This window comes from Roseovarius sp. 10 (assembly GCF_033100315.1).
GTDB lineage: Bacteria > Pseudomonadota > Alphaproteobacteria > Rhodobacterales > Rhodobacteraceae > M30B80.
Genome location: NZ_JAWLVH010000001.1, coordinates 1,183,887 through 1,201,917, shown reverse-complemented (window position 1 = coordinate 1,201,917; position 18,031 = coordinate 1,183,887). Strand labels below are relative to the sequence as shown.

Below are 18,031 nucleotides of genomic sequence, written 5' to 3'. Positions count from 1 at the left end.
TATGAAACGTCTGAGACTGGTTCCAGAAGTCACCAATATCGACTTCTTCCGTCATGCCCGTATCACGTTTGGGGCCTCAGTCGTGGCGGTGTTTCTGTCCATTGGGGTTTGGTTTGCGCTTGGTCTGAATTTCGGGATTGATTTTTTGGGTGGCACGACCATCCGTGCCGAAAGCTCGACCCCTGTCGATGTGGGGGCCTATCGTGAAGCCCTCAGCCCGCTGGGCCTTGGCGATATCGCGATTTCCGAAGTGTTCGACCCAAGCTTTGGCGAAAACCGCCATGTGGCCATGATCCGAATTCAGGCACAGGCGGGTGAAGAGTCTGTTACACCCGAGATGATCGCGGCGGTTGAAGCCGCATTGCAAACCATCGCGGAGGATATGACCTTCCCATCGGTAGAATCCGTTGGCCCCAAAGTCTCAGGTGAATTGATCACCACAGCCCTCATTGCGGTGGGCGCCTCCCTTGCGGCGATTTTGATTTATATTTGGCTGCGATTTGAGTGGCAATTTTCGGTGGGTGCAATTGCGGCGCTGGTGCATGACGTTCTGCTGACCATTGGCCTTTTTTCCCTTCTCCAAATCCGCTTCGATCTGGCGACCATTGCCGCGATTCTGACGATCATCGGTTATTCGATCAACGACACGGTGGTGATTTTTGACCGCCTGCGCGAGAATCTGATCAAATACAAAAAGCGCGATTTGCAAGATGTGATGAACCTATCGGCCAATGAAACACTCAGCCGCACCTTGATGACATCCGGCACCACCCTTTTGGCGCTTTTGGCGCTGCTTGTTCTGGGGGGGGATGTGATCCGCAGCTTCGTTTTTGCGATTTTCTGGGGTGTCATCGTTGGCACCTATTCCTCGATCTATGTTGCAAAGAATGTGGTGTTGATGATTGGTGTAAAGCGCGATTGGTCAAAACCAGACCAGAAGGCAGGCACGACCTTCGCGGAAAAAACCTAATCCGAAGGGGGCGTATTGCCGATGGAACTTAACGAGGTGCGCTATAATGGCGGCATGCCGATTGATGGATATGGCGCAGGCTTTTTCCGCATTGACGGGGCGGTCTATCACGGCGCTCAGCTGATCTTGCCCAATGGGCGCCAGGATTGGGGCGGCTATGATGATCCCGCGCCCCTGCTTGCAGCGGCGGGTTTAATTGATGTTTTGCTGATTGGCACAGGGGCGGAGATTGCGCATATCCCCGCCAAACTACGCGCGGCACTTGAAGGCGCGGGATTGGGTGTTGAAGTGATGGGCAGCCCCTCAGCCGCGCGCAGCTATAATGTGCTGCTTGGCGAGGGGCGGCGCATCGGTGCGGCCCTGCTCCCTGTTTAGGCAACCTCCCGAAACACGGCGTTCAATGCGCTGTTCAGCTTGTCGCACATTTCGTCCATTTGCTCATTGGTCAGATTGAACGGCGGACACAGAACCACGGACTGTCCCAAGGGGCGGCAAATCAAGCCGTGATCCGTGCAGGTGTTGGCGATGCGCTCACTGACCGATAAATCAGAGGCAAAGGGGGTTTTTGTGGCGCGATCCTGCACCGCCTCAAGCGCCCACATATAGCCGATCCCGCGCAACTCGCCGATATTTGGGTGCTTCGCGATCTCGCGAAGACCTGCCTCCATGCGGGGTGCGCCGATCTTCACCATATCGGCCAATCCCTCGTTCAGAACCACATCGATTGCTTTAAGCGCAACGGCGCAGCCCACAGGATGGCCTGAGGCGGTGAAGCCGTGCGGAAATTCCTCGACCGGGTCGATGGTGGCTTGCAGTCGCGCGGATAATTCTGGCCCTAAAATCACCGCGCCCATCGGGAAATAGCCTGCGGTCAGCGCCTTGGAGGAGATAATCGCATCAGGCACAAACTGATAAGTGTCGCATCCCCATAGGTTGCCCGTGCGACCAAAGCCGCAGATCACCTCATCTGCGATGAGAGGGATGTTATGCTTGCGCAAGATCTCTTGCACGATCTGGAAATAGCCTGCTGAGGGGGGGATCACGCCGCCTGCACCCATGACGGGTTCTGCGAAAAACCCTGCGATTGTATCGGCGCCTTCGCGCGCGATGACCTCCTCCAATTCTGTGCCAAGGCGGGCGCTGAATTCTGCCTCGGTTTCATCTGCGCGCCCTTCACGCCAGTAATGCGGACAAGTCAGGTGGATGAACCCCTCCATCGGAAGACCAAAGAGGCTGTTGTAAGGTTTGCCTGTCATCGAGGCTGAAACCGCGGTGACGCCATGATAGGCATTCTTGCGGGTCAGAATCTTGCGCCCCTGTGGCCGCCCCTCGGCCTGTGTCATGAACCATAGCATCTTGACCATGGTGTCATTCGCCTCAGACCCAGAATTGGTGTAAAACACCTTGCCGCTATCAAAGGGGGATACCTCAATCAGACGTTCAGAGAGAGCAACAGTCTGATCTGACATCCGCCCGAAAAAGGCGTGATAGCCAGGAAAGCGGTCATATTGCGCCTTGGCGGCTTCGGCCAAACCTTTGTGATCAAACCCCGCCACCATATTCCACAGGCCAGAGTTCGCGTCCAAATAGCGTTTGCCGTTTGTGTCGAACACATAAGGCCCCTCGCCATGGGTTAAAACGACAGTGCCACGATCCCGAACGGATGGCAGATCGGTAAAGCCATAAAGACTATATTCTTCAGCGCGGGCTTCCCATGAATTGAGCGGGCTATGATCATGCGCGGGCATCTGGTCACTCCTTCAAGCGTGTCTGTGCAGAGGCTAGCGCCGCATCTGCGCTGCTGCAATTGGGCAAACGCGCCAAAGCCATAATAAAAAGCCCGCGCAAAATTGTGCGCGGGCCTGTCTTGCTATTGGATCAGGGGTGCTGCGTTACGTGCCGTAGGCGGCCTCCTCTGACCCCATCACATCTTCGGCCGCCATCACCAGCGCGTTAATGATAAAGTCAAGCTCGCTGCGTGTCAGGCGGGCAGGCAGGCGCACATCGCAGGCGCGCATCAACATCGCGCGCGTCTTTGGCAGATCAGGCATCTCACCGGGAATGAATTGCCAGTTCCAAAACGCACGGGCATTGTCGGTCGATAGGCCAAAGACCTGCACCTTCACGCCGCGTGCTGCTGCTGCATCTTGAAAGGCGACCGCATCCTCATCACGCGCAAAATCCACCAGATTAAACTGGATAGAATCTGGTGCGCGGGTTTCGGGCGCCAAGGCAGGGGGAACATTCAGCCAAGGTGATTTGTTCAACTCACCCGCGACATAGTCGTGATTGGCAAGGCCATCGCGCACACGGCGCGCCAATTCAGGCAATTGCGGACGGATCACCGCGGCAGACAGGTTTTGCAGGCGCATGTTGTAAAGCGGCAATTGGTTTTGCCAACGCGCAAAGGCCTCAGCCAATTCTGGGTCATTTTGACCATTCGGGCCTTTGTGCTTTTTCCAATTATGTTCATAGGCCCCTGACATGATCACAGCGCGGGCAATCAGGTCGGGATCATTCGAGATTAAAATCCCTCCTTCGCCCGCGTTGATCATTTTATAAGATTGGAAAGAGAAACACCCAACTTTGCCAAGGGTGCCAATTTTTTCGCCATGCCACAGCGTGCCAAGCGAATGGGCCGCGTCCTCAATCACGGGGATATTGCGCGCGTCACAGAGCGCCTTGATGGCATCCATATCGGATGTATGGCCGCGCATATGGCTGATCAAAACCGCATCAATGTCTTGGTCGATCTTGGCTGTGAAATCGTCCAAATCAATGCGGTAGTTTTCACCCACTTCGACCAATACAGGCTGCATCCGTGCATGCACGATGGACGAGGGAACAGCGGCAAAGGTGAAGGCAGGAATAATCACCCGCGCGCCCTGTTTCAGGCCAAGCGCCTCGAGCGATAAAAACAGCGCGGCGGAACAAGAAGACACCGCAAGCGCGTATTTCACGCCCATCAAATCTGCAAATTCGCGTTCAAGCAGCGCAACAGGCGCATCGGCGGGGGCGGTGTAGCGGAACAGGTCGCCAGAGTGCAGAAGGCGGTCGATCTCGGCACGCGCGGCTTCGGGGATCGGTTCTGCGTCATAAACATTTGGCGCAACGGTCATGATTTCACCTTTTTGAAAAAGTCCCTTTCAAAAATCTTTACATAAAACGCGGTTCAAAATCTAGCGAAGCTTTTGTGACACTGGGGCGGTCAGGGCAATTCGCCATGCGTCTGTGGCATCAGTGCCGCAGCGCTAAATTCCCAATCGGTCGCGCAAAGCGAACCACGTCATTGCAAGGGCAAGGATTGGCGCGCGCAATGCGCTGCCACCTGGAAAGCGGGGCGTGGGAAGGGTTGCGAAGGTCTCAAGCCCGCGCCCATCCCCTAAAATGGCCTCAGCCATGATGCGCCCCGCCATGCCTGACAGCGCAACCCCCTGTCCCGAAAACCCGCCAGCAGCGATGATATTGGGCGCAATGCGCTTGACCATCGGCAAACGGGTGGGGGTGATGCCAAGCGCGCCACCCCAAACATAGTCGATCTTCACCCCCTCAAGCTGAGGGAATAGGCGATGCATCCGTGCGACAAGCGCGGTGGCGATATCATCGGGAAAGCCAATCGAATAGCTTTCCCGCCCGCCGAATAAAAACCGCCGATCTGCGCTGAAGCGATAGTAATTCACAACGAATTTGCTATCCGCCACGGCAATATCTTGGCCCAGCACCTCTTGCCATTTTTGGGGCAGGGGTTCGGTCGCAGCAATGAAACTGTTAATGGGCATCACGGCCGCATTCACCTGCGGCAGAATATTGGGCAGATACCCATTTCCTGCGACAATCACCTGATCTGCTGTGACACTGCCCTTAGCGGTTTTCAGGGCTGCCTTTGCCCCGCGGACAATTTCTGTCACCTCGCTGCATTCGTGGATGACCGCCCCTTCGGCCTCGGCTGCACGGGCAAGGGCTTGGGCATAGGCCAAGGGGTGTAGATGTCCGCCGCTTGGGTCAAGCGTGCCGCCGCGATAAAGCGGGGATTTGACCAATTCCGCAAATTGGGAACGATCCATCACATGGATCTCATGGTCATAGGTGCGGGCCATATAGTCAGCCTCGCGGGCCAATTCATCCCGCTCGGCCATGCTATAGGCGCCATGCGTGATCCCTGAGCGATATTCTGCTTCGGGCGCGTGGGTCTCGCAAAAATCGCGCAGGTTTTTCTTTGCCGCTTCGCTAAGGGCCCATAAGGCGCGGGCCGCATCAACCCCAAGTCGCGCCTCAAGCCAATCTTGCCCCTTGTTAAAGCCAGAATGCACCTGCCCGCCATTGCGCCCCGATGCCCCAAACCCCACGCGATGCGCGTCTAGAACCACAACCCGCACGCCACGGCGGGCAAGGGTTAGGGCCGCCCAAAGACCTGTGAACCCTGCGCCCAAGATGGCCACATCGGCGCGGATCGTGTCGGCCAATGCGGGCCGATCAGGCGCGGGGGGCACTGAGGCCGCATACCAAGAGGGGGCATGATGTCCCGAAATGTCGTTGCGATAAAGCGGGTTCATACGTTCAACAAAAGATGCTCGCGTTCCCAAGGGCTGATAACTTGCAGGAATTCTTTATATTCGAGGTCTTTGACCGTCTTGTAGACGCTACAAAATTCAGGCCCGAGGATTTCGGTCATTGCCGCGTTTTCCACGAATAAATCCAAAGCATCGCCAAGACCGCGGGGAATATTGTCATCGCCTTGATAGGCATCGCCTTTGAATTCTGCGCTTGGCATTTTACCCTCGTGCAGCCCGATCAAACCGCAGGCCAGAGAGGCGGCAATCCCAAGATAGGGGTTGCAATCCATGCCTGGCAGGCGGTTTTCGACACGGCGGCTTGCAGGGTCAGACACGGGCACACGCAGGCCTGTCGTGCGATTATCGCGCCCCCATTCAAGGTTAATGGGGGCTGCGAAATCAGGGACATAGCGGCGATAGCTGTTTACATATGGGGCCAGTAGGGCAATCGCAGCAGGCAGGTTGTTTTGCAGCCCTGCTATGAAATGTAGAAATTCGGGCGTTTCATCACCTGACAGGGTCGAGAAGATATTTTGCCCTGTGGTCATATCCACCACTGAATGATGGATATGCATCGCTGAACCCGGCTCGCCCTCAATCGGTTTCGCCATAAAGGTGGCATAGCAGTTGTGGCGCAACGCGGCCTCGCGGATCATGCGCTTGAAATAGAAAATCTCATCTGCCAATCGCACAGGGTCGCCATGGCGGAGGTTCAACTCAATTTGGCCTGCGCCGCCCTCTTGCAAAATACCATCAATCTCAAGGCCCATGGCTTCGGCAAAGTCGTAGATATCGTCAATCACAGGGCCATATTCATCGACCGCAGACATGGAATAGGCCTGTCGAGCGGCAGCCCGCCGCCCTGAGCGGCCCATGGGTGGCTCGATCTCGCGGGCGGGGTCGGTGTTCGGGGCCACGAGGTAGAATTCCATCTCAGGCGCCACAATCGGCGCGAGCCCTTTGGCGTTATACATTTCGACCACGCGGCGCAGCACATTGCGCGGAGCAAAGGGCACCATCTGACCCTGTTGGTCATGAATGTTATGGATCACCTGTAGCGTCCAATCGGCTGTCCATGGCGCAGGCAGGGCAGTATCCCAATCAGGGGTCAGCACCATATCAGGTTCAGTGAACCCATCGGGCGAGGCATCCGCCCAATCCCCCGTGATCGTTTGGAAGAAGATAGAATTGGGTAGGTAAAACTGGGTTTGGCCTGCAAATTTCTGGCCGGGCATGGCCTTGCCACGCGCAACACCTGCAAGGTCGGAGACGATACATTCCACCTCGTCCAAGCGGCGATTTTCTAGAAAACTGCGCGCAACCTCAGGAAGTTTGTCAAGAAAACTGTCATAAACGCTGCTCATGCAGGCACCTTGGCGCTTTTGAATAGGCTTGCCATCTGTTCAGCCAAAATCCCGTTATCGGTGGGGGCTGAAAGTTCGGCTTTGGCGCGCTGCAAGAGGGGGTCGGGCACAATCCCTTGACCCCGATGCGCAATCAATCCCGCAATCACATCAGCCCCGAATTCTGGATGGGCCTGCACAGTAAAGGTATGCCCCCCGTAAGACAGCATCGCATGGGCGCAAAATTCATTCGAGGCAAGGGTTTCCGCCCCCTCACAGGGGGTAATGACCTGATCCTGATGCCATGCGTTCAAATGCAATTTGCGGCCATCTTTGAGGTGGTATTCTTGCCGCCCGACACACCAGCCGCCTGAAAATTTTTCAACCCGCCCGCCAAGGGCCTGCGCGATGATTTGGTGCCCGAAACATACCCCAATCAACGGAATGCGCGCGGCGTGGATGTCGCGGATCAATGCCTCGAGCGGCGGGATAAAAGGATGATCCTCATAGACCCCATGACGTGAGCCCGTAATGAGCCACCCATCGGCATCAAATAGGCCTGTGGGAAACTCCATATCGACCACGTTATAGACGCGGAATTCGAAATCTTGCCCGTCCAAAAGCTGGGCAAAAAGCCGCGCGTAATCGGTGAAATCAGGTTTTAATTCATCAGGCATATGGCCTGTTTGTAAAATGCCAATGATCATGGGTGGCCTGTAAAAAAAGGATATCCAAAGGCTACGCCGCCGCGCATCGTTCGGCAAGGGGGCAGTTTAGACAGTGTCGAGGTAGAGTTGCATCTGCTCTTCGGGTGAAAGTTCGGCCATGTAATGCATCTCTTGACGCTTGGTGGCGAGGTAGTTTGCGACCAACTCCCGCGGAAAGATTTGCGCGGTCATCTGGCAGTCTTCAAAGGCCGCGATGGCCTCACCCCATGTGGTTGGCAAATGCGGGCTTGCCGCATCATAGGCGTTGCCATGGGTGGGCGTGGGTGGTGTGAGTTTGCCCTCAATCCCTGTGAGTGCCGCGCCAAGGATACTGGCCACCAAGAGATAGGGGTTCACATCACCCCCCGCGACCCGATGTTCGATCCGCCGCGCGGCAGGCGCGCCAGAGGGAACCCGCAGCGCGGTTGTGCGGTTCTCATAACCCCACGCCAAAGCAGTTGGGGCGTGGGCGCCTGGCACAAATCGATCATAGCTGCTGGCATGGGGGGCGAAGATCAGCATAGACCCTGCCATCCCTGCCAAGCACCCCGCAATGGCATGGTGCAACGCCTCTGACCCTTCAGTGCTGCCATTGTCGAAAATATTGCGCCCCTGTTGATCAAGAACCGAGAAATGCATATGCATTCCGTTGCCCGCGTAATCTTCGTAGGGTTTGGCCATAAACGAGGCGGCAAAGCCATATTTGCGCGCAACACCTTTGACCAAAAGCTTGAACAGCCACGCGTCATCCGCCGCCTTCAAAGCATCGGATTGGTGCATCATATTGATCTCGAACTGTCCAGGGCCTGCCTCGGAAATCAATGTGTCGGCGGGTATATCCATCGCCTCGCAGGCATCATAAATTTCGGTAAAGAACTGATCAAAGGCATCAAGCTGCCTGAGGGCCAGAATTTCGGCTTGATTGCGTCTTTTGCCTGAGCGGGGCGATGGCGGCACGCGCAAGTCGGGGCCGCGATCATCGATGATGTAGAATTCCAACTCGGTGGCCACAACAGGGGTCAGGCCAAGCGCCTGATACCGATCTAGAACTCGCGCCAGCGCGTGGCGCGGATCACCCGCAAAGGGGCGGCCATCTTCGTGGAACATCCAAAGCGGCAACAGCGCGGTTGGATTGCTCAGCCACGGCATTGGCACAAAGCCCCGCTCGGTCGGCAGAAGCAGACCATCGGGATCACCGCTTTCAAAGACAAGCGGGCTGTCATCGATATCTTCGCCCCAAATATCAAGGTTCATGACGGAGAAGGGAAAGCGTGTTCCGTCTTCCCATGCTTTTTGCGCATAGCGCCGCGCAATCCGTTTTCCGCGCGGCTGACCATTGAGATCAGAGGCCGCAACGCGGATCGTTTTGATCTCTGGATTATCGTTGAGATAGCTGCTCATGCGCCCAGTCTAGCGTGGCATTTTTGAAATGGCAGCGAAATTCGCGCAGGCTTGCGCGTAATTTATGCGCTTGCCTAAAGTTTGGCCACACGTTGGCGCGCAAGGGCGCTGTCGCGGTCGTTGATCCCCAACATAGGCGCCACCATACGCAATAGCGCGTCCTCATCCGCGCTGCGGTGCCCATCGGCTAAGGCAATCGCCCAAAGGGCCTCAATCACCACGATCCGATCTTCATAGGCGACCGACTCCTTGATGGCGCGTGTAAAGCGCACCGTGTCTGGGGCTTCTGCTTCAACCGCCTCGGCCTCATGGATCAGGGCGTCAATGCCTGACGGGTCAAGCCCGTAGCGCGCCGCTAAGGTTTCCGCGATTTTCGCGCGTTCTGCTTGGGCATAATCGCCGTCACTGCGCGCAAGACGCACGAGTAATGCGCAAAGCGCCAGCCGCGCATCGCTGTCAGTGATGGGTTCTGGTTTGGGTGCGCCAAGGCGGCGAAGGAGATCTGCAAACATAGGCCCCAATATAAGCCGTTTTTGCGATAAGAGAACCCGCCTATTGCGCCTTGGATTTTGCAAACACCGCTGCAATCTTGGCCAATGCGGCCTCCATGCCGAAAGGCGGGTTGAGAATAAACAGGCCCGAGCCAATCATCCCATGTCCTTCGCGGGCGGGGGGGAAGGTCTGGCGGTGGAGCATCGCATCAGTAAAGGTTTGGCGTAACTCTGTTTCCATCGGCTGATGGGCTTTGTTTGCGAGGATCGGATACCACAAGATTATAATCCCAACATTCCATTTGCGCGCCAACTGCCCCATGATTTTTGGGATGCGGGCATAGTCGGTCTTCACCTCATAGGAGGGATCAATCAACATCAGGCCACGCCGTGGATCAGGCGGGCAAATGGATTGCGCCATCTCGAACCCGTCTTGGCGATAGAGCTGCGCCCCGCCCGCTTGGATCATTGCCGCCTGCAGGGCAGCATGTTCCTGAGGATGCAGTTCCGCGAGATGTAAATTATCCATAGGCCGCAACAATTCAGCCGCCAAAAGGGGGGAACCCGCATAGGCCTGAGGGCCGTATTTTGCGGCAATTTTTTCCTGCAGGGCCGCGTAAGGATGATCTGCTGCAAAACCTGCGCGCAAGCGGGCGATGCCTGCCTCTGCTTCGCCCGTTTTTACGGCTTCGGGGGCGGCAAGATCATAAAGCCCCCGCCCCGCATGGGTTTCGATATAACTCAGCGGTTTGTCTTTGCGCGTCAGGTAATCCAACACCCATGCGAGGGCCGCGTGCTTATGCACATCGGCCAAATTGCCCGCATGATAGATATGTTGATAAGACAGCATCGCGGGCCTGTCAGGCAGGCTTAGACAAGCCTGCTGACATCCTTGGCTGCCCGCACAAAGTCACGGAACAGCGGGTGCGGTGCGAAGGGTTTCGATTTCAATTCTGGATGGAACTGAACCCCGATATACCACGGGTGGTCTTTGATCTCGACAATCTCGGGCAGTTTCCCATCGGGCGAAAGGCCCGAGAAAAGCAGACCGCATTTTTCAAGTTTATCACGATATTTGATATCGACCTCGTAGCGGTGGCGATGACGTTCCTCGATGGCGGTTGTGCCATAGGCCTCGGCTACGCGGCTGCCTTCTGCGAGAACCGCATCATAAGCACCCAAACGCATCGTGCCGCCTTTGTCATCATCTGATTTGCGGGTGACTTTATAATTGCCCTGCACCCATTCTTTGAGGTGATACACAATCGGCTCGAACCGCTTTTGACCCGCTTCGTGATCAAATTCCTCCGACCCTGCTTTGGCCATGCCCGCCAGATTGCGCGCAGCCTCGATCACCGCCATTTGCATACCCAAGCAGATGCCCAAATAGGGGATCTTGCGGGTTCGGGCGAATTCTGCAGCTTTGATCTTGCCCTCGGTTCCGCGCTCACCAAACCCACCAGGGACAAGGATCGCATGGAAGCCCTCAAGATGTGGCGCAGGATCTTCGCGGTCGAAAATCTCGGCATCAATCCATTCGGCGCGCACTTTGACGCGATTGGCCATGCCGCCATGGGTCAGCGCCTCGGCGATAGATTTATAGGCATCTTCCAACTGCGTGTATTTGCCAACAATCGCCACGCGCACTTCGCCTTCGGGATTGTGAATGCGATCTGACACATCTTCCCAACGGCTGAGATCTGGTTTCGGGGCGGGGGCGATTTGGAAAGCATCCAACACCGCCTGATCCAACCCTTCACGGTGATAGGCCAAAGGCGCATCATAAATCGTGCTGAGGTCTTGTGCGGCAATCACGCTATCGGGGCGCACATTGCAAAACAGCGCAAGCTTCTCGCGCTCTTTGCGCGGGATCGGCCCCTCAGACCGGCATACCAAAATATCGGGGGCAAGCCCGATAGAGCGCAGCTCCTTTACGCTGTGTTGGGTGGGCTTCGTTTTCAACTCACCCGATGCTTTGATATAGGGCAATAGGGTCAGGTGCATAAAGATACACTGGCCACGCGGGCGCTCTTGGCCGAATTGACGGATCGCCTCAAAAAACGGCAGGCCCTCGATATCGCCGACCGTGCCGCCGATTTCGCACAGCATGAAATCCACTTCATCCTCGCCGATGGCGATGAAATCTTTGATCTCATTGGTGACGTGGGGAATCACTTGGATGGTTTTGCCTAGGTAATCACCACGGCGCTCTTTTTCCAAAACGTTGGAATAGATACGGCCTGATGAGACGCTGTCTGTCGCGCGGGCAGAGACGCCTGTGAAGCGCTCGTAATGGCCCAAATCCAGATCGGTTTCCGCACCATCATCGGTCACGAAAACTTCGCCATGTTCAAAGGGCGACATCGTCCCAGGATCAACGTTGAGATAGGGGTCAAGCTTGCGCAAACGCACGGTGTAGCCACGTGCCTGTAGCAATGCACCAAGCGCGGCTGAGGCGAGGCCCTTGCCAAGCGAAGAGACCACACCACCCGTGATAAAAATGTATCGTGCCATATACCTGTATTCTCCCGCGCGGGCTATTTTGTCTGTTGGAAACAGACCGCGTTTGCCACCTGTATCACGGGATTTGACCGTATCAGGATTCGTGTCCTTAGGGCAAGCGGTCAGCGCTATATCATGTGGCTAAAAATAACAAAGACCCAATATTTATTGGGTCTTTGCGGTGAATTAATTTTAGATGCTGCGTTATTCCGCCCGTGGCGGTAGCGCGGGCGCATCCCCCAGTGCTGGGGGCAGAAGGCTATCTGCCGCAGGCGCGTTGTCGGTTGTGCCATCGGTTGCGGCCCCGTCAGCGGGGGCTGATGTGCCAATGCGGTCTAGCACAGATGTGGTGGCCGAGTTTTGCGCCGCCAAAATGGTCAATGTAACCGATGTAATCAAAAACGCAGTCGCAAAGGCCCATGTGAGTTTGCTGAGGGCTGTTGCCGCTTGGCGGCCTGTCATAAGGCCACCGCCTGCACCACCGCCGCCACCAAGGCCCATGCCGCCCCCTTCGGAGCGCTGCAAAAGCACCACGGCAATCAAGCAGATTGCGAGGATAAGATGGATGACGAGAACGATATTTTCCATGAGCGGCCTCAGGTGCGTGTCTGTAACAATCCGTCACTTTTCGCGGCTTACTTAGGGGATGCGACCCGCCGCCGCAAGCCAAGAGTTTCACAACTTTAAGGCGAATTCGGTGAATATTGCAACACATATGACAGTTCCATGACCCAAGGATGCGGGCCCGTCCCGCGTTCTGCCGCAGGCGGGCAATGCGTTTCGCGCTTTTCACCGAGGCTGCGTGTCGTTATAGACGCCATCGTTTGCAAGAGCCGGCCATTCTGGCCTGCGGATAAGGACGGATCGTAAAATGGCGAATGTTGTGGTTGTTGGCGCGCAATGGGGGGATGAAGGCAAGGGCAAGCTTGTCGACTGGCTCAGCGAGCGCGCAGATGTGATTTGCCGCTTTCAAGGCGGGCATAATGCAGGCCATACATTGGTTATTGACGGCAAGGTCTACAAGCTCAACGCGCTGCCTTCGGGTGTGGTGCGCGGCGGCAAGCTGAGCGTTATTGGAAATGGCGTTGTTCTAGATCCTTGGCACCTCATCGAAGAGATCGGCAAAATCCGCCAAGATGGTGTGACCATCAGCCCTGAAACATTGATGATTGCGGAGAATACCCCGCTGATCCTGCCAATCCATGGTGAGTTGGATCGTGCCCGCGAGGATGCGGCCAGCGCCGGTACCAAAATCGGCACCACAGGCCGCGGCATCGGCCCTGCCTATGAAGATAAGGTTGGTCGCCGTTCGGTGCGGGTTGCGGATTTGGCGGATGAGGCCACCTTGATCGCCCGTGTTGATCGCGCGCTGCAGCATCACGACCCGCTGCGCCGTGGCCTTGGCATCGCGCCTGTCGATCGCGATGCGCTGATCGAAAAGCTCAAGGCCATTGCGCCTGAGATTTTGCCCTACGCCGCACCCGTTTGGAAGGTTCTGAACGAACAGCGCCGCGCGGGTAAGCGTATTTTGTTCGAGGGCGCACAAGGCGCGCTGCTGGACATTGATTTTGGCACCTATCCCTTTGTGACCTCCTCCAACGTCATTGCAGGGCAGGCTGCGACAGGTGTCGGTCTTGGGCCAGGTGCGGTTGATTATGTGCTGGGCATCGTAAAAGCCTATACAACCCGCGTGGGCGAGGGGCCGTTTCCAACGGAATTGGACGATGAAGATGGCACCCGTCTGGGGACGCGTGGCCATGAATTTGGCACGGTCACAGGGCGCAAGCGGCGCTGCGGGTGGTTTGACGCCGCCCTTGTGCGCCAGACCTGCGCGACCTCTGGTGTGAATGGCATTGCGCTGACGAAGCTGGATGTTCTTGACGGGTTTGACACGCTCAAAATCTGCGTGGGCTATGAATTGGACGGCACGCGGATTGACTATCTTCCAACCGCGTCTGAGGCGCAAAAACGCTGCACGCCAATCTATGAAGAGATGGAAGGATGGCATGAGACGACCGAGGGCGCACGCTCTTGGGCGGATTTGCCTGCCAACGCGATCAAATATGTGCGCCGTGTGGAGGAGTTGATTGACTGCCCCGTGGCGCTACTTTCCACCTCACCCGAGCGTGAAGACACAATTCTTGTGACTGACCCGTTCGCGGATTGATCTGATCACCGACCAAAGGGAGAGCTGCCCGTCATGGCCCTTGGCTATAAAACCCGCAAGCGATTGTCCCTGCTTATCCTGATCTTCGGGCTGCCTGCCTATATCGCGGCGGCGTGGTGGCTGATGAGCTTGTTTGAGCGCCCCTCCATCTGGGTGGAGTTTGCCATATATGTGGGGCTTGGTATTTTGTGGGCCCTGCCATTCAAAGCCGTTTTCAAGGGCGTTGGACAGGCGGATCCAGACGCAGCTCATGACGATCAGCGCTAGCCATTAAGCGAGAGAAAAGGCCCCATTCTCATCGCGGGTAATGCGGCCTGACTGCAACAAGGCTGCAAACCCTTGCAACAGCGTCTCGCGTTCGAAACCCGCCCCTGCATCGACCTCCAGCAGTTCAAGGATTTGTGGGCGCTGAAACTTTGGGCTGTCGGAATAGTCGATGATATGGCGCGCCGCCAAAAGAATTGCGTCTTCCGCCGTTTTAGGGGCCGCGTCTAGAAACGCCGCCGCAAAATTTCCACGAAGGTCTGGGCGCAATTTCGGCAGGTTTTCTGCGCCGCCCCCAATACTGGCGGTGCGTTCTGCCAACATTGCCAAAGTTGCCGTGAACTTGCGGGTTGGCATGCGTGGCACGGGCGCGCCATTGGCATAGCCTCCGCCACCCGCCACGGCGCGGCGTGGGGGCAGCGCTTCTTCAACTTCGCCGAGTGCGGGTGCATTGAGATCAATGCGTTGTTCGGACACCAGCACCAAGGGGGCGGGGCGGGCTGCCACCTCAGATGCCTCTGGCCTATTTTCCAAACTGCCACGCTTTACATCTACGCTCACGCGGCGTGGCCCCTCTGTTGCTTGCGCGACTTGTGCCTCAGCACTTGTTGCAGCCATCGCCGCCTTGAGGTGGCGCAAAGTGTTTTGACGGCGTGCATGTCCCTCATCACCCATATAGGCGTCGCTTGAGGCGAAGAGACGGGCCGCCACCGCGTCAGGATTTTCAGCGGGGGCTGTCATCCCTGGCGGGGTGGTTGAGCTTTTCCCTTCCTCCTGCGCAATGGCGTTGAGTTGTGCCATCAACTCGTCATCGGCCACAGTGTCGAGGGTGGACATTGCTGGTGCAGGCGGGGGTGCCTCCGCGTCACGCGTGTCGCGTTTGGCCAAATCATCCATCCGCTCGGTCATCTCGGTGACGATATCAAGCGGAGGGATGTCCGAAGGCGCAGCTTCGCTTGCAGGGGCGGGGGTGGCCTCATCCTCGACAGTGCTGTCTGGTGTCGGGGATACGGGCAGGTGATCTGGTGTTTCTGGTTTCGGCGCTGTGCGGCGGATGCGCGCCTCGTTCAGAATATCGGCAAGGGCAGCTTCTGCCGCAGCAGCCAAATCAGGATTATCTGTTGCCTCCGCAAAAGTTTCGCCAACCGTGGTTGCCTCTTCGGTTTCGGCTGTCGGTTGCGGGGCTGCCGCCTGCGCAATTGGCTGAGGCGATATTTCGGGCGCGGGTTCCGCCGCGATGGTTGACGCAGCTTCGGTCGTTTTGCGCAAGGTGACAGGCGCGGTCATATCAGAGGCTTCGGCCCCTCTATCGCGGGTCAAGGCCTCGATTTGCGGGTCACGCTCCGATGCTACGGGATCCGCCGAAATCTCAACCGCGGGCGCAGGTTTCGCGGGGGGTGCCATGAAATCGGCGTCAGCGTGTTGATCTTCGGTAAACTCGTCTTGCGGCGCCCGCGAGATCACGCTGCTTAGTGCCGCCAATCTCGGACGCGTGGCCCCCTCCACCGCAGTTGGGGGGGGCGGTGCGGAAACAGCCGCATCGCCCATAGGTTCATCGGCGGGCTTTGGGTCAGGCATAGATGCTGCGCCCGCATCAGGGTTTTGGGCCTCGGGTGCTTTCGGCTGCGCGGCATTGGTCACCATATCTGGGTCAACTGCATCTTGAGCAAGCTCAGGGCGCAGGATCATGCCGTTTTCAATCATCTCGGCGCGAATTTTCCCTCGTGCGGCGGTTTCAGCGAATTGGCGTAGCATCTCGGCATCGGGTTGCGGGGGCTCTGCGCCAAAAAAACGATCCTCTGCGGCGAGGTCACGGAAATATTCTGCGACACCTTTCATGGCGCTGAACGGATCATCAAACCCCTCCAACGTGCAGGAAAATGTGCCATAGGACACCGTTAGAATTTTTTGCGTTTCACCCATCTGAACCACTCGCTTGCGCTTTGGGGCGCATAGACTTCATTTATCATTTATTCATTTACGGTAAAAAAACTATTAATCATAAAGACGACAGGATTGGGGCTATTCAGTGATGAATTCTTGCGAAATTCGCCACAATGCGGCGGGAGAGCCGCGGATCGTTTCCGAAACGGGATTGATCTGCCTGATCGGTGGTGGGGCGGTCGATTTTGAGGCCGTTCAGGATTTGGTCGCGCGCGGGGCGATTCTTGTGGCGGCAGATGGGGGGGCGGATCACGCCCGCGCACTCGGTCTGCGACCTGTTGCTGTTATTGGGGATATGGATTCCATCAGCCCTGAGACGCGCGACCAATTTGGGGATCTTCTGCATCACATTCCCGAGCAGGACAGCACCGATTTTGAGAAATCTTTGCGGGTTTTGGATGTTGCGGGCATCGTAGGTTTTGGGTTTCTAGGGCCGCGCGCCGATCATGGATTGGCCGCGATGCAGGCCTTGGCGCGGCATCAAGGCGCGCCCGTCATTTTGCAAAGCGCGCAGGATGTGGTTTTCCACCTACCTGCGCATCGTGAAATGGCTTTTGAATTGCCACCAGAAACGCGCGTCTCTTTATTCCCCTTTGCCTCTGTGGCTTGTGCCGCTGAAGGGCTGCGTTGGCCCCTTGATGGTTTGACCTTCGACCCGATGGGGCAGATTGGCACATCCAACAAGGCCACGGGTGGGGCGCTGCGTCTGATGGCCAAGGGGGCAGGGCTGCTTGCCATTTTGCCTGCGCGTCACCGTGATCAGGTTTTGCAGAGTTTCGGTTTGTCTCTTTGACCCTCGCATCCCTGAACAAGTTTCGCTAAACATGATGCGAGATCGACAAACGCCACTGGCGCAGCGCGGCTGACCCTTTGGCATGACAATATGGAGACGCGCGAATGGCGGCTGACCTGAACCCAATTGATAAAGCAAAATATGTGGCGGCAAAGCGCGCTGTTGATTTTGTTGAAGATGGGATGCGCCTTGGGCTTGGGACGGGATCAACGGCGGCGTGGATGGTGCGTTGTCTGGGCGAGATGGTGCGCGAAGACGGATTGCAGGTCACAGGTGTTGCCACATCCACCCGCACAGCAGAGCTTGCCCGTGAAGTTGGCATCACAGTCAAAACCTTGGACGAGGTGAAATGGCTGGATCTCACGATTGACGGCGCGGATGAGTTTGACCCAAACTTGAACCTCATCAAAGGTGGCGGTGGTGCGTTGTTGCAAGAAAAAATCGTAGCAACCGCTTCGGATCAGATGATCGTGATTGCCGACCCTGCAAAAGAGGTAACGGGTCTTGGGGCCTTCCCCTTGCCCGTTGAGGTTATTCCGTTTGGATGGCAAACCACCAAAGCCCTGATTGAGGAAGTTTTGGTCAATCTCGATGTTCTGGGTCGCAGCACATCTTTGCGCCTTTCGGGGGAAGAACCCTATCGCACAGATGAAGGGAATTTCATCATCGACTTGCATCTCAAGCGCATTGCCAACCCGCAACAAGCCTCACTTGTTCTGAACCAGATCCCTGGCGTGGTAGAGAATGGTCTGTTCTTAGATATTTGCGACATTATCGTGATCGGCAATGGCGATGGCACCGTTGAGGTGCGCAATATCAACGATGGCACGGTCGAGCGGGAGAAGATCGAAATTCTTGAGGGTGATAACCTCTTTAACCTCTCCTAATCCCTCAAC

Annotated in this window: 17 protein-coding genes; 6 read left to right on the top strand and 11 right to left on the bottom strand. The window is 56.7% G+C overall.

Annotated elements, in window-relative coordinates; translation table 11 throughout:
- The first annotated feature begins 1 nt into the window (after position 1).
- Both secF and RYZ18_RS06090 read left to right on the top strand, forming a co-directional pair.
- On the top strand, positions 2–970 hold the full coding sequence (gene secF / locus RYZ18_RS06095; RefSeq protein ID WP_317655524.1) for a protein translocase subunit SecF: 969 nt from the start codon (positions 2–4) through the stop codon (positions 968–970).
- Between the two features lie 21 nt (positions 971–991).
- Positions 992–1,345: an Mth938-like domain-containing protein gene (locus tag RYZ18_RS06090; RefSeq protein ID WP_317655523.1), complete on the top strand. Its 354-nt coding sequence runs from the start codon at positions 992–994 to the stop codon at positions 1,343–1,345.
- Here the strand turns inward: RYZ18_RS06090 and RYZ18_RS06085 are convergent.
- From RYZ18_RS06085 to secG, 10 genes are all read right to left on the bottom strand, one after another.
- The gene (locus RYZ18_RS06085) at positions 1,342–2,718 is read right to left on the bottom strand and encodes an aminotransferase (protein WP_317655522.1); all 1,377 of its coding nucleotides are present in this window, start codon (positions 2,716–2,718) and stop codon (positions 1,342–1,344) included. The two genes, RYZ18_RS06090 and RYZ18_RS06085, sit on opposite strands and share 4 nt — an antisense overlap.
- A gap of 144 nt (positions 2,719–2,862) precedes the next feature.
- Positions 2,863–4,089 carry a DegT/DnrJ/EryC1/StrS family aminotransferase gene (locus tag RYZ18_RS06080; RefSeq protein WP_317655521.1) on the bottom strand — a complete coding sequence of 409 codons (1,227 nt, stop codon included), beginning with the start codon at positions 4,087–4,089 and terminating at the stop codon, positions 2,863–2,865.
- Between the two features lie 132 nt (positions 4,090–4,221).
- Positions 4,222–5,523 (bottom strand): FAD-binding oxidoreductase, encoded by a 1,302-nt coding sequence (locus tag RYZ18_RS06075; RefSeq protein WP_317655520.1) that lies wholly within the window; start codon positions 5,521–5,523, stop codon positions 4,222–4,224.
- Positions 5,520–6,887, bottom strand: coding sequence for a glutamine synthetase family protein (locus RYZ18_RS06070; RefSeq protein WP_317655519.1), 1,368 nt, complete (start codon positions 6,885–6,887; stop codon positions 5,520–5,522). Before RYZ18_RS06070 ends, RYZ18_RS06075 begins: the two co-directional genes overlap by 4 nt.
- Positions 6,884–7,573, bottom strand: a complete 690-nt coding sequence (locus RYZ18_RS06065) for a type 1 glutamine amidotransferase (RefSeq protein WP_317655518.1) — start codon at positions 7,571–7,573, stop codon at positions 6,884–6,886. The genes RYZ18_RS06070 and RYZ18_RS06065 overlap by 4 nt, the downstream gene beginning before the upstream one ends.
- A gap of 66 nt (positions 7,574–7,639) precedes the next feature.
- Entirely contained in the window at positions 7,640–8,974 is a 1,335-nt protein-coding gene (locus RYZ18_RS06060) for a glutamine synthetase family protein (RefSeq protein ID WP_317655517.1), read from the bottom strand.
- Between the two features lie 74 nt (positions 8,975–9,048).
- Positions 9,049–9,486 carry a TerB family tellurite resistance protein gene (locus tag RYZ18_RS06055; protein ID WP_317655516.1) on the bottom strand — a complete coding sequence of 146 codons (438 nt, stop codon included), beginning with the start codon at positions 9,484–9,486 and terminating at the stop codon, positions 9,049–9,051.
- Positions 9,487–9,526: 40 nt separating this feature from the next.
- A complete protein-coding gene (gene rlmJ, locus RYZ18_RS06050) occupies positions 9,527–10,315 on the bottom strand; it encodes a 23S rRNA (adenine(2030)-N(6))-methyltransferase RlmJ (protein ID WP_317655515.1) in 789 nt (262 codons plus the stop codon).
- Positions 10,316–10,335: 20 nt separating this feature from the next.
- Positions 10,336–11,979 (bottom strand): CTP synthase, encoded by a 1,644-nt coding sequence (locus tag RYZ18_RS06045; RefSeq protein WP_317655514.1) that lies wholly within the window; start codon positions 11,977–11,979, stop codon positions 10,336–10,338.
- 192 nt (positions 11,980–12,171) lie between these two features.
- Positions 12,172–12,555: a preprotein translocase subunit SecG gene (secG, locus tag RYZ18_RS06040; RefSeq protein WP_317655513.1), complete on the bottom strand. Its 384-nt coding sequence runs from the start codon at positions 12,553–12,555 to the stop codon at positions 12,172–12,174.
- Between the two features lie 283 nt (positions 12,556–12,838).
- Between secG and RYZ18_RS06035 the strand changes: the two genes are divergently transcribed.
- Positions 12,839–14,134 carry an adenylosuccinate synthase gene (locus RYZ18_RS06035; protein ID WP_317655512.1) on the top strand — a complete coding sequence of 432 codons (1,296 nt, stop codon included), beginning with the start codon at positions 12,839–12,841 and terminating at the stop codon, positions 14,132–14,134.
- Positions 14,135–14,167: 33 nt separating this feature from the next.
- On the top strand, positions 14,168–14,401 hold the full coding sequence (locus RYZ18_RS06030) for a DUF2842 domain-containing protein (RefSeq protein ID WP_317655511.1): 234 nt from the start codon (positions 14,168–14,170) through the stop codon (positions 14,399–14,401).
- Between the two features lie 3 nt (positions 14,402–14,404).
- On the opposite strand, the gene RYZ18_RS06025 is transcribed toward RYZ18_RS06030, so the two are convergent.
- Entirely contained in the window at positions 14,405–16,321 is a 1,917-nt protein-coding gene (locus RYZ18_RS06025) for a hypothetical protein (protein WP_317655510.1), read from the bottom strand.
- Positions 16,322–16,430: 109 nt separating this feature from the next.
- On the opposite strand from RYZ18_RS06025, the gene RYZ18_RS06020 reads away from it, so the two are divergent.
- A complete protein-coding gene (locus RYZ18_RS06020; RefSeq protein ID WP_317655509.1) occupies positions 16,431–17,135 on the top strand; it encodes a thiamine diphosphokinase in 705 nt (234 codons plus the stop codon).
- 104 nt (positions 17,136–17,239) lie between these two features.
- Entirely contained in the window at positions 17,240–18,022 is a 783-nt protein-coding gene (rpiA, locus tag RYZ18_RS06015) for a ribose-5-phosphate isomerase RpiA (protein WP_317655508.1), read from the top strand.
- The last annotated feature ends 9 nt before the right edge of the window (positions 18,023–18,031 follow it).

Excerpts from the sequence above, each read along its gene's own strand:
- RYZ18_RS06055 (WP_317655516.1), bottom strand. The coding sequence starts at position 9,486 with ATGTTTGCAGATCTCCTTCGCCGCCTTGGCGCACCCAAACCAGAACCC.
- RYZ18_RS06060 (WP_317655517.1), bottom strand. The coding sequence starts at position 8,974 with ATGAGCAGCTATCTCAACGATAATCCAGAGATCAAAACGATCCGCGTT.
- RYZ18_RS06090 (WP_317655523.1), top strand. The coding sequence starts at position 992 with ATGGAACTTAACGAGGTGCGCTATAATGGCGGCATGCCGATTGATGGA.
- RYZ18_RS06085 (WP_317655522.1), bottom strand. The coding sequence starts at position 2,718 with ATGCCCGCGCATGATCATAGCCCGCTCAATTCATGGGAAGCCCGCGCT.
- RYZ18_RS06035 (WP_317655512.1), top strand. The coding sequence starts at position 12,839 with ATGGCGAATGTTGTGGTTGTTGGCGCGCAATGGGGGGATGAAGGCAAG.
- RYZ18_RS06070 (WP_317655519.1), bottom strand. The coding sequence starts at position 6,887 with ATGAGCAGCGTTTATGACAGTTTTCTTGACAAACTTCCTGAGGTTGCG.
- secF (WP_317655524.1), top strand. The coding sequence starts at position 2 with ATGAAACGTCTGAGACTGGTTCCAGAAGTCACCAATATCGACTTCTTC.
- rlmJ (WP_317655515.1), bottom strand. The coding sequence starts at position 10,315 with ATGCTGTCTTATCAACATATCTATCATGCGGGCAATTTGGCCGATGTG.
- RYZ18_RS06030 (WP_317655511.1), top strand. The coding sequence starts at position 14,168 with ATGGCCCTTGGCTATAAAACCCGCAAGCGATTGTCCCTGCTTATCCTG.
- RYZ18_RS06025 (WP_317655510.1), bottom strand. The coding sequence starts at position 16,321 with ATGGGTGAAACGCAAAAAATTCTAACGGTGTCCTATGGCACATTTTCC.
- RYZ18_RS06020 (WP_317655509.1), top strand. The coding sequence starts at position 16,431 with ATGAATTCTTGCGAAATTCGCCACAATGCGGCGGGAGAGCCGCGGATC.
- rpiA (WP_317655508.1), top strand. The coding sequence starts at position 17,240 with ATGGCGGCTGACCTGAACCCAATTGATAAAGCAAAATATGTGGCGGCA.
- secG (WP_317655513.1), bottom strand. The coding sequence starts at position 12,555 with ATGGAAAATATCGTTCTCGTCATCCATCTTATCCTCGCAATCTGCTTG.
- RYZ18_RS06045 (WP_317655514.1), bottom strand. The coding sequence starts at position 11,979 with ATGGCACGATACATTTTTATCACGGGTGGTGTGGTCTCTTCGCTTGGC.
- RYZ18_RS06065 (WP_317655518.1), bottom strand. The coding sequence starts at position 7,573 with ATGATCATTGGCATTTTACAAACAGGCCATATGCCTGATGAATTAAAA.
- RYZ18_RS06075 (WP_317655520.1), bottom strand. The coding sequence starts at position 5,523 with ATGAACCCGCTTTATCGCAACGACATTTCGGGACATCATGCCCCCTCT.
- RYZ18_RS06080 (WP_317655521.1), bottom strand. The coding sequence starts at position 4,089 with ATGACCGTTGCGCCAAATGTTTATGACGCAGAACCGATCCCCGAAGCC.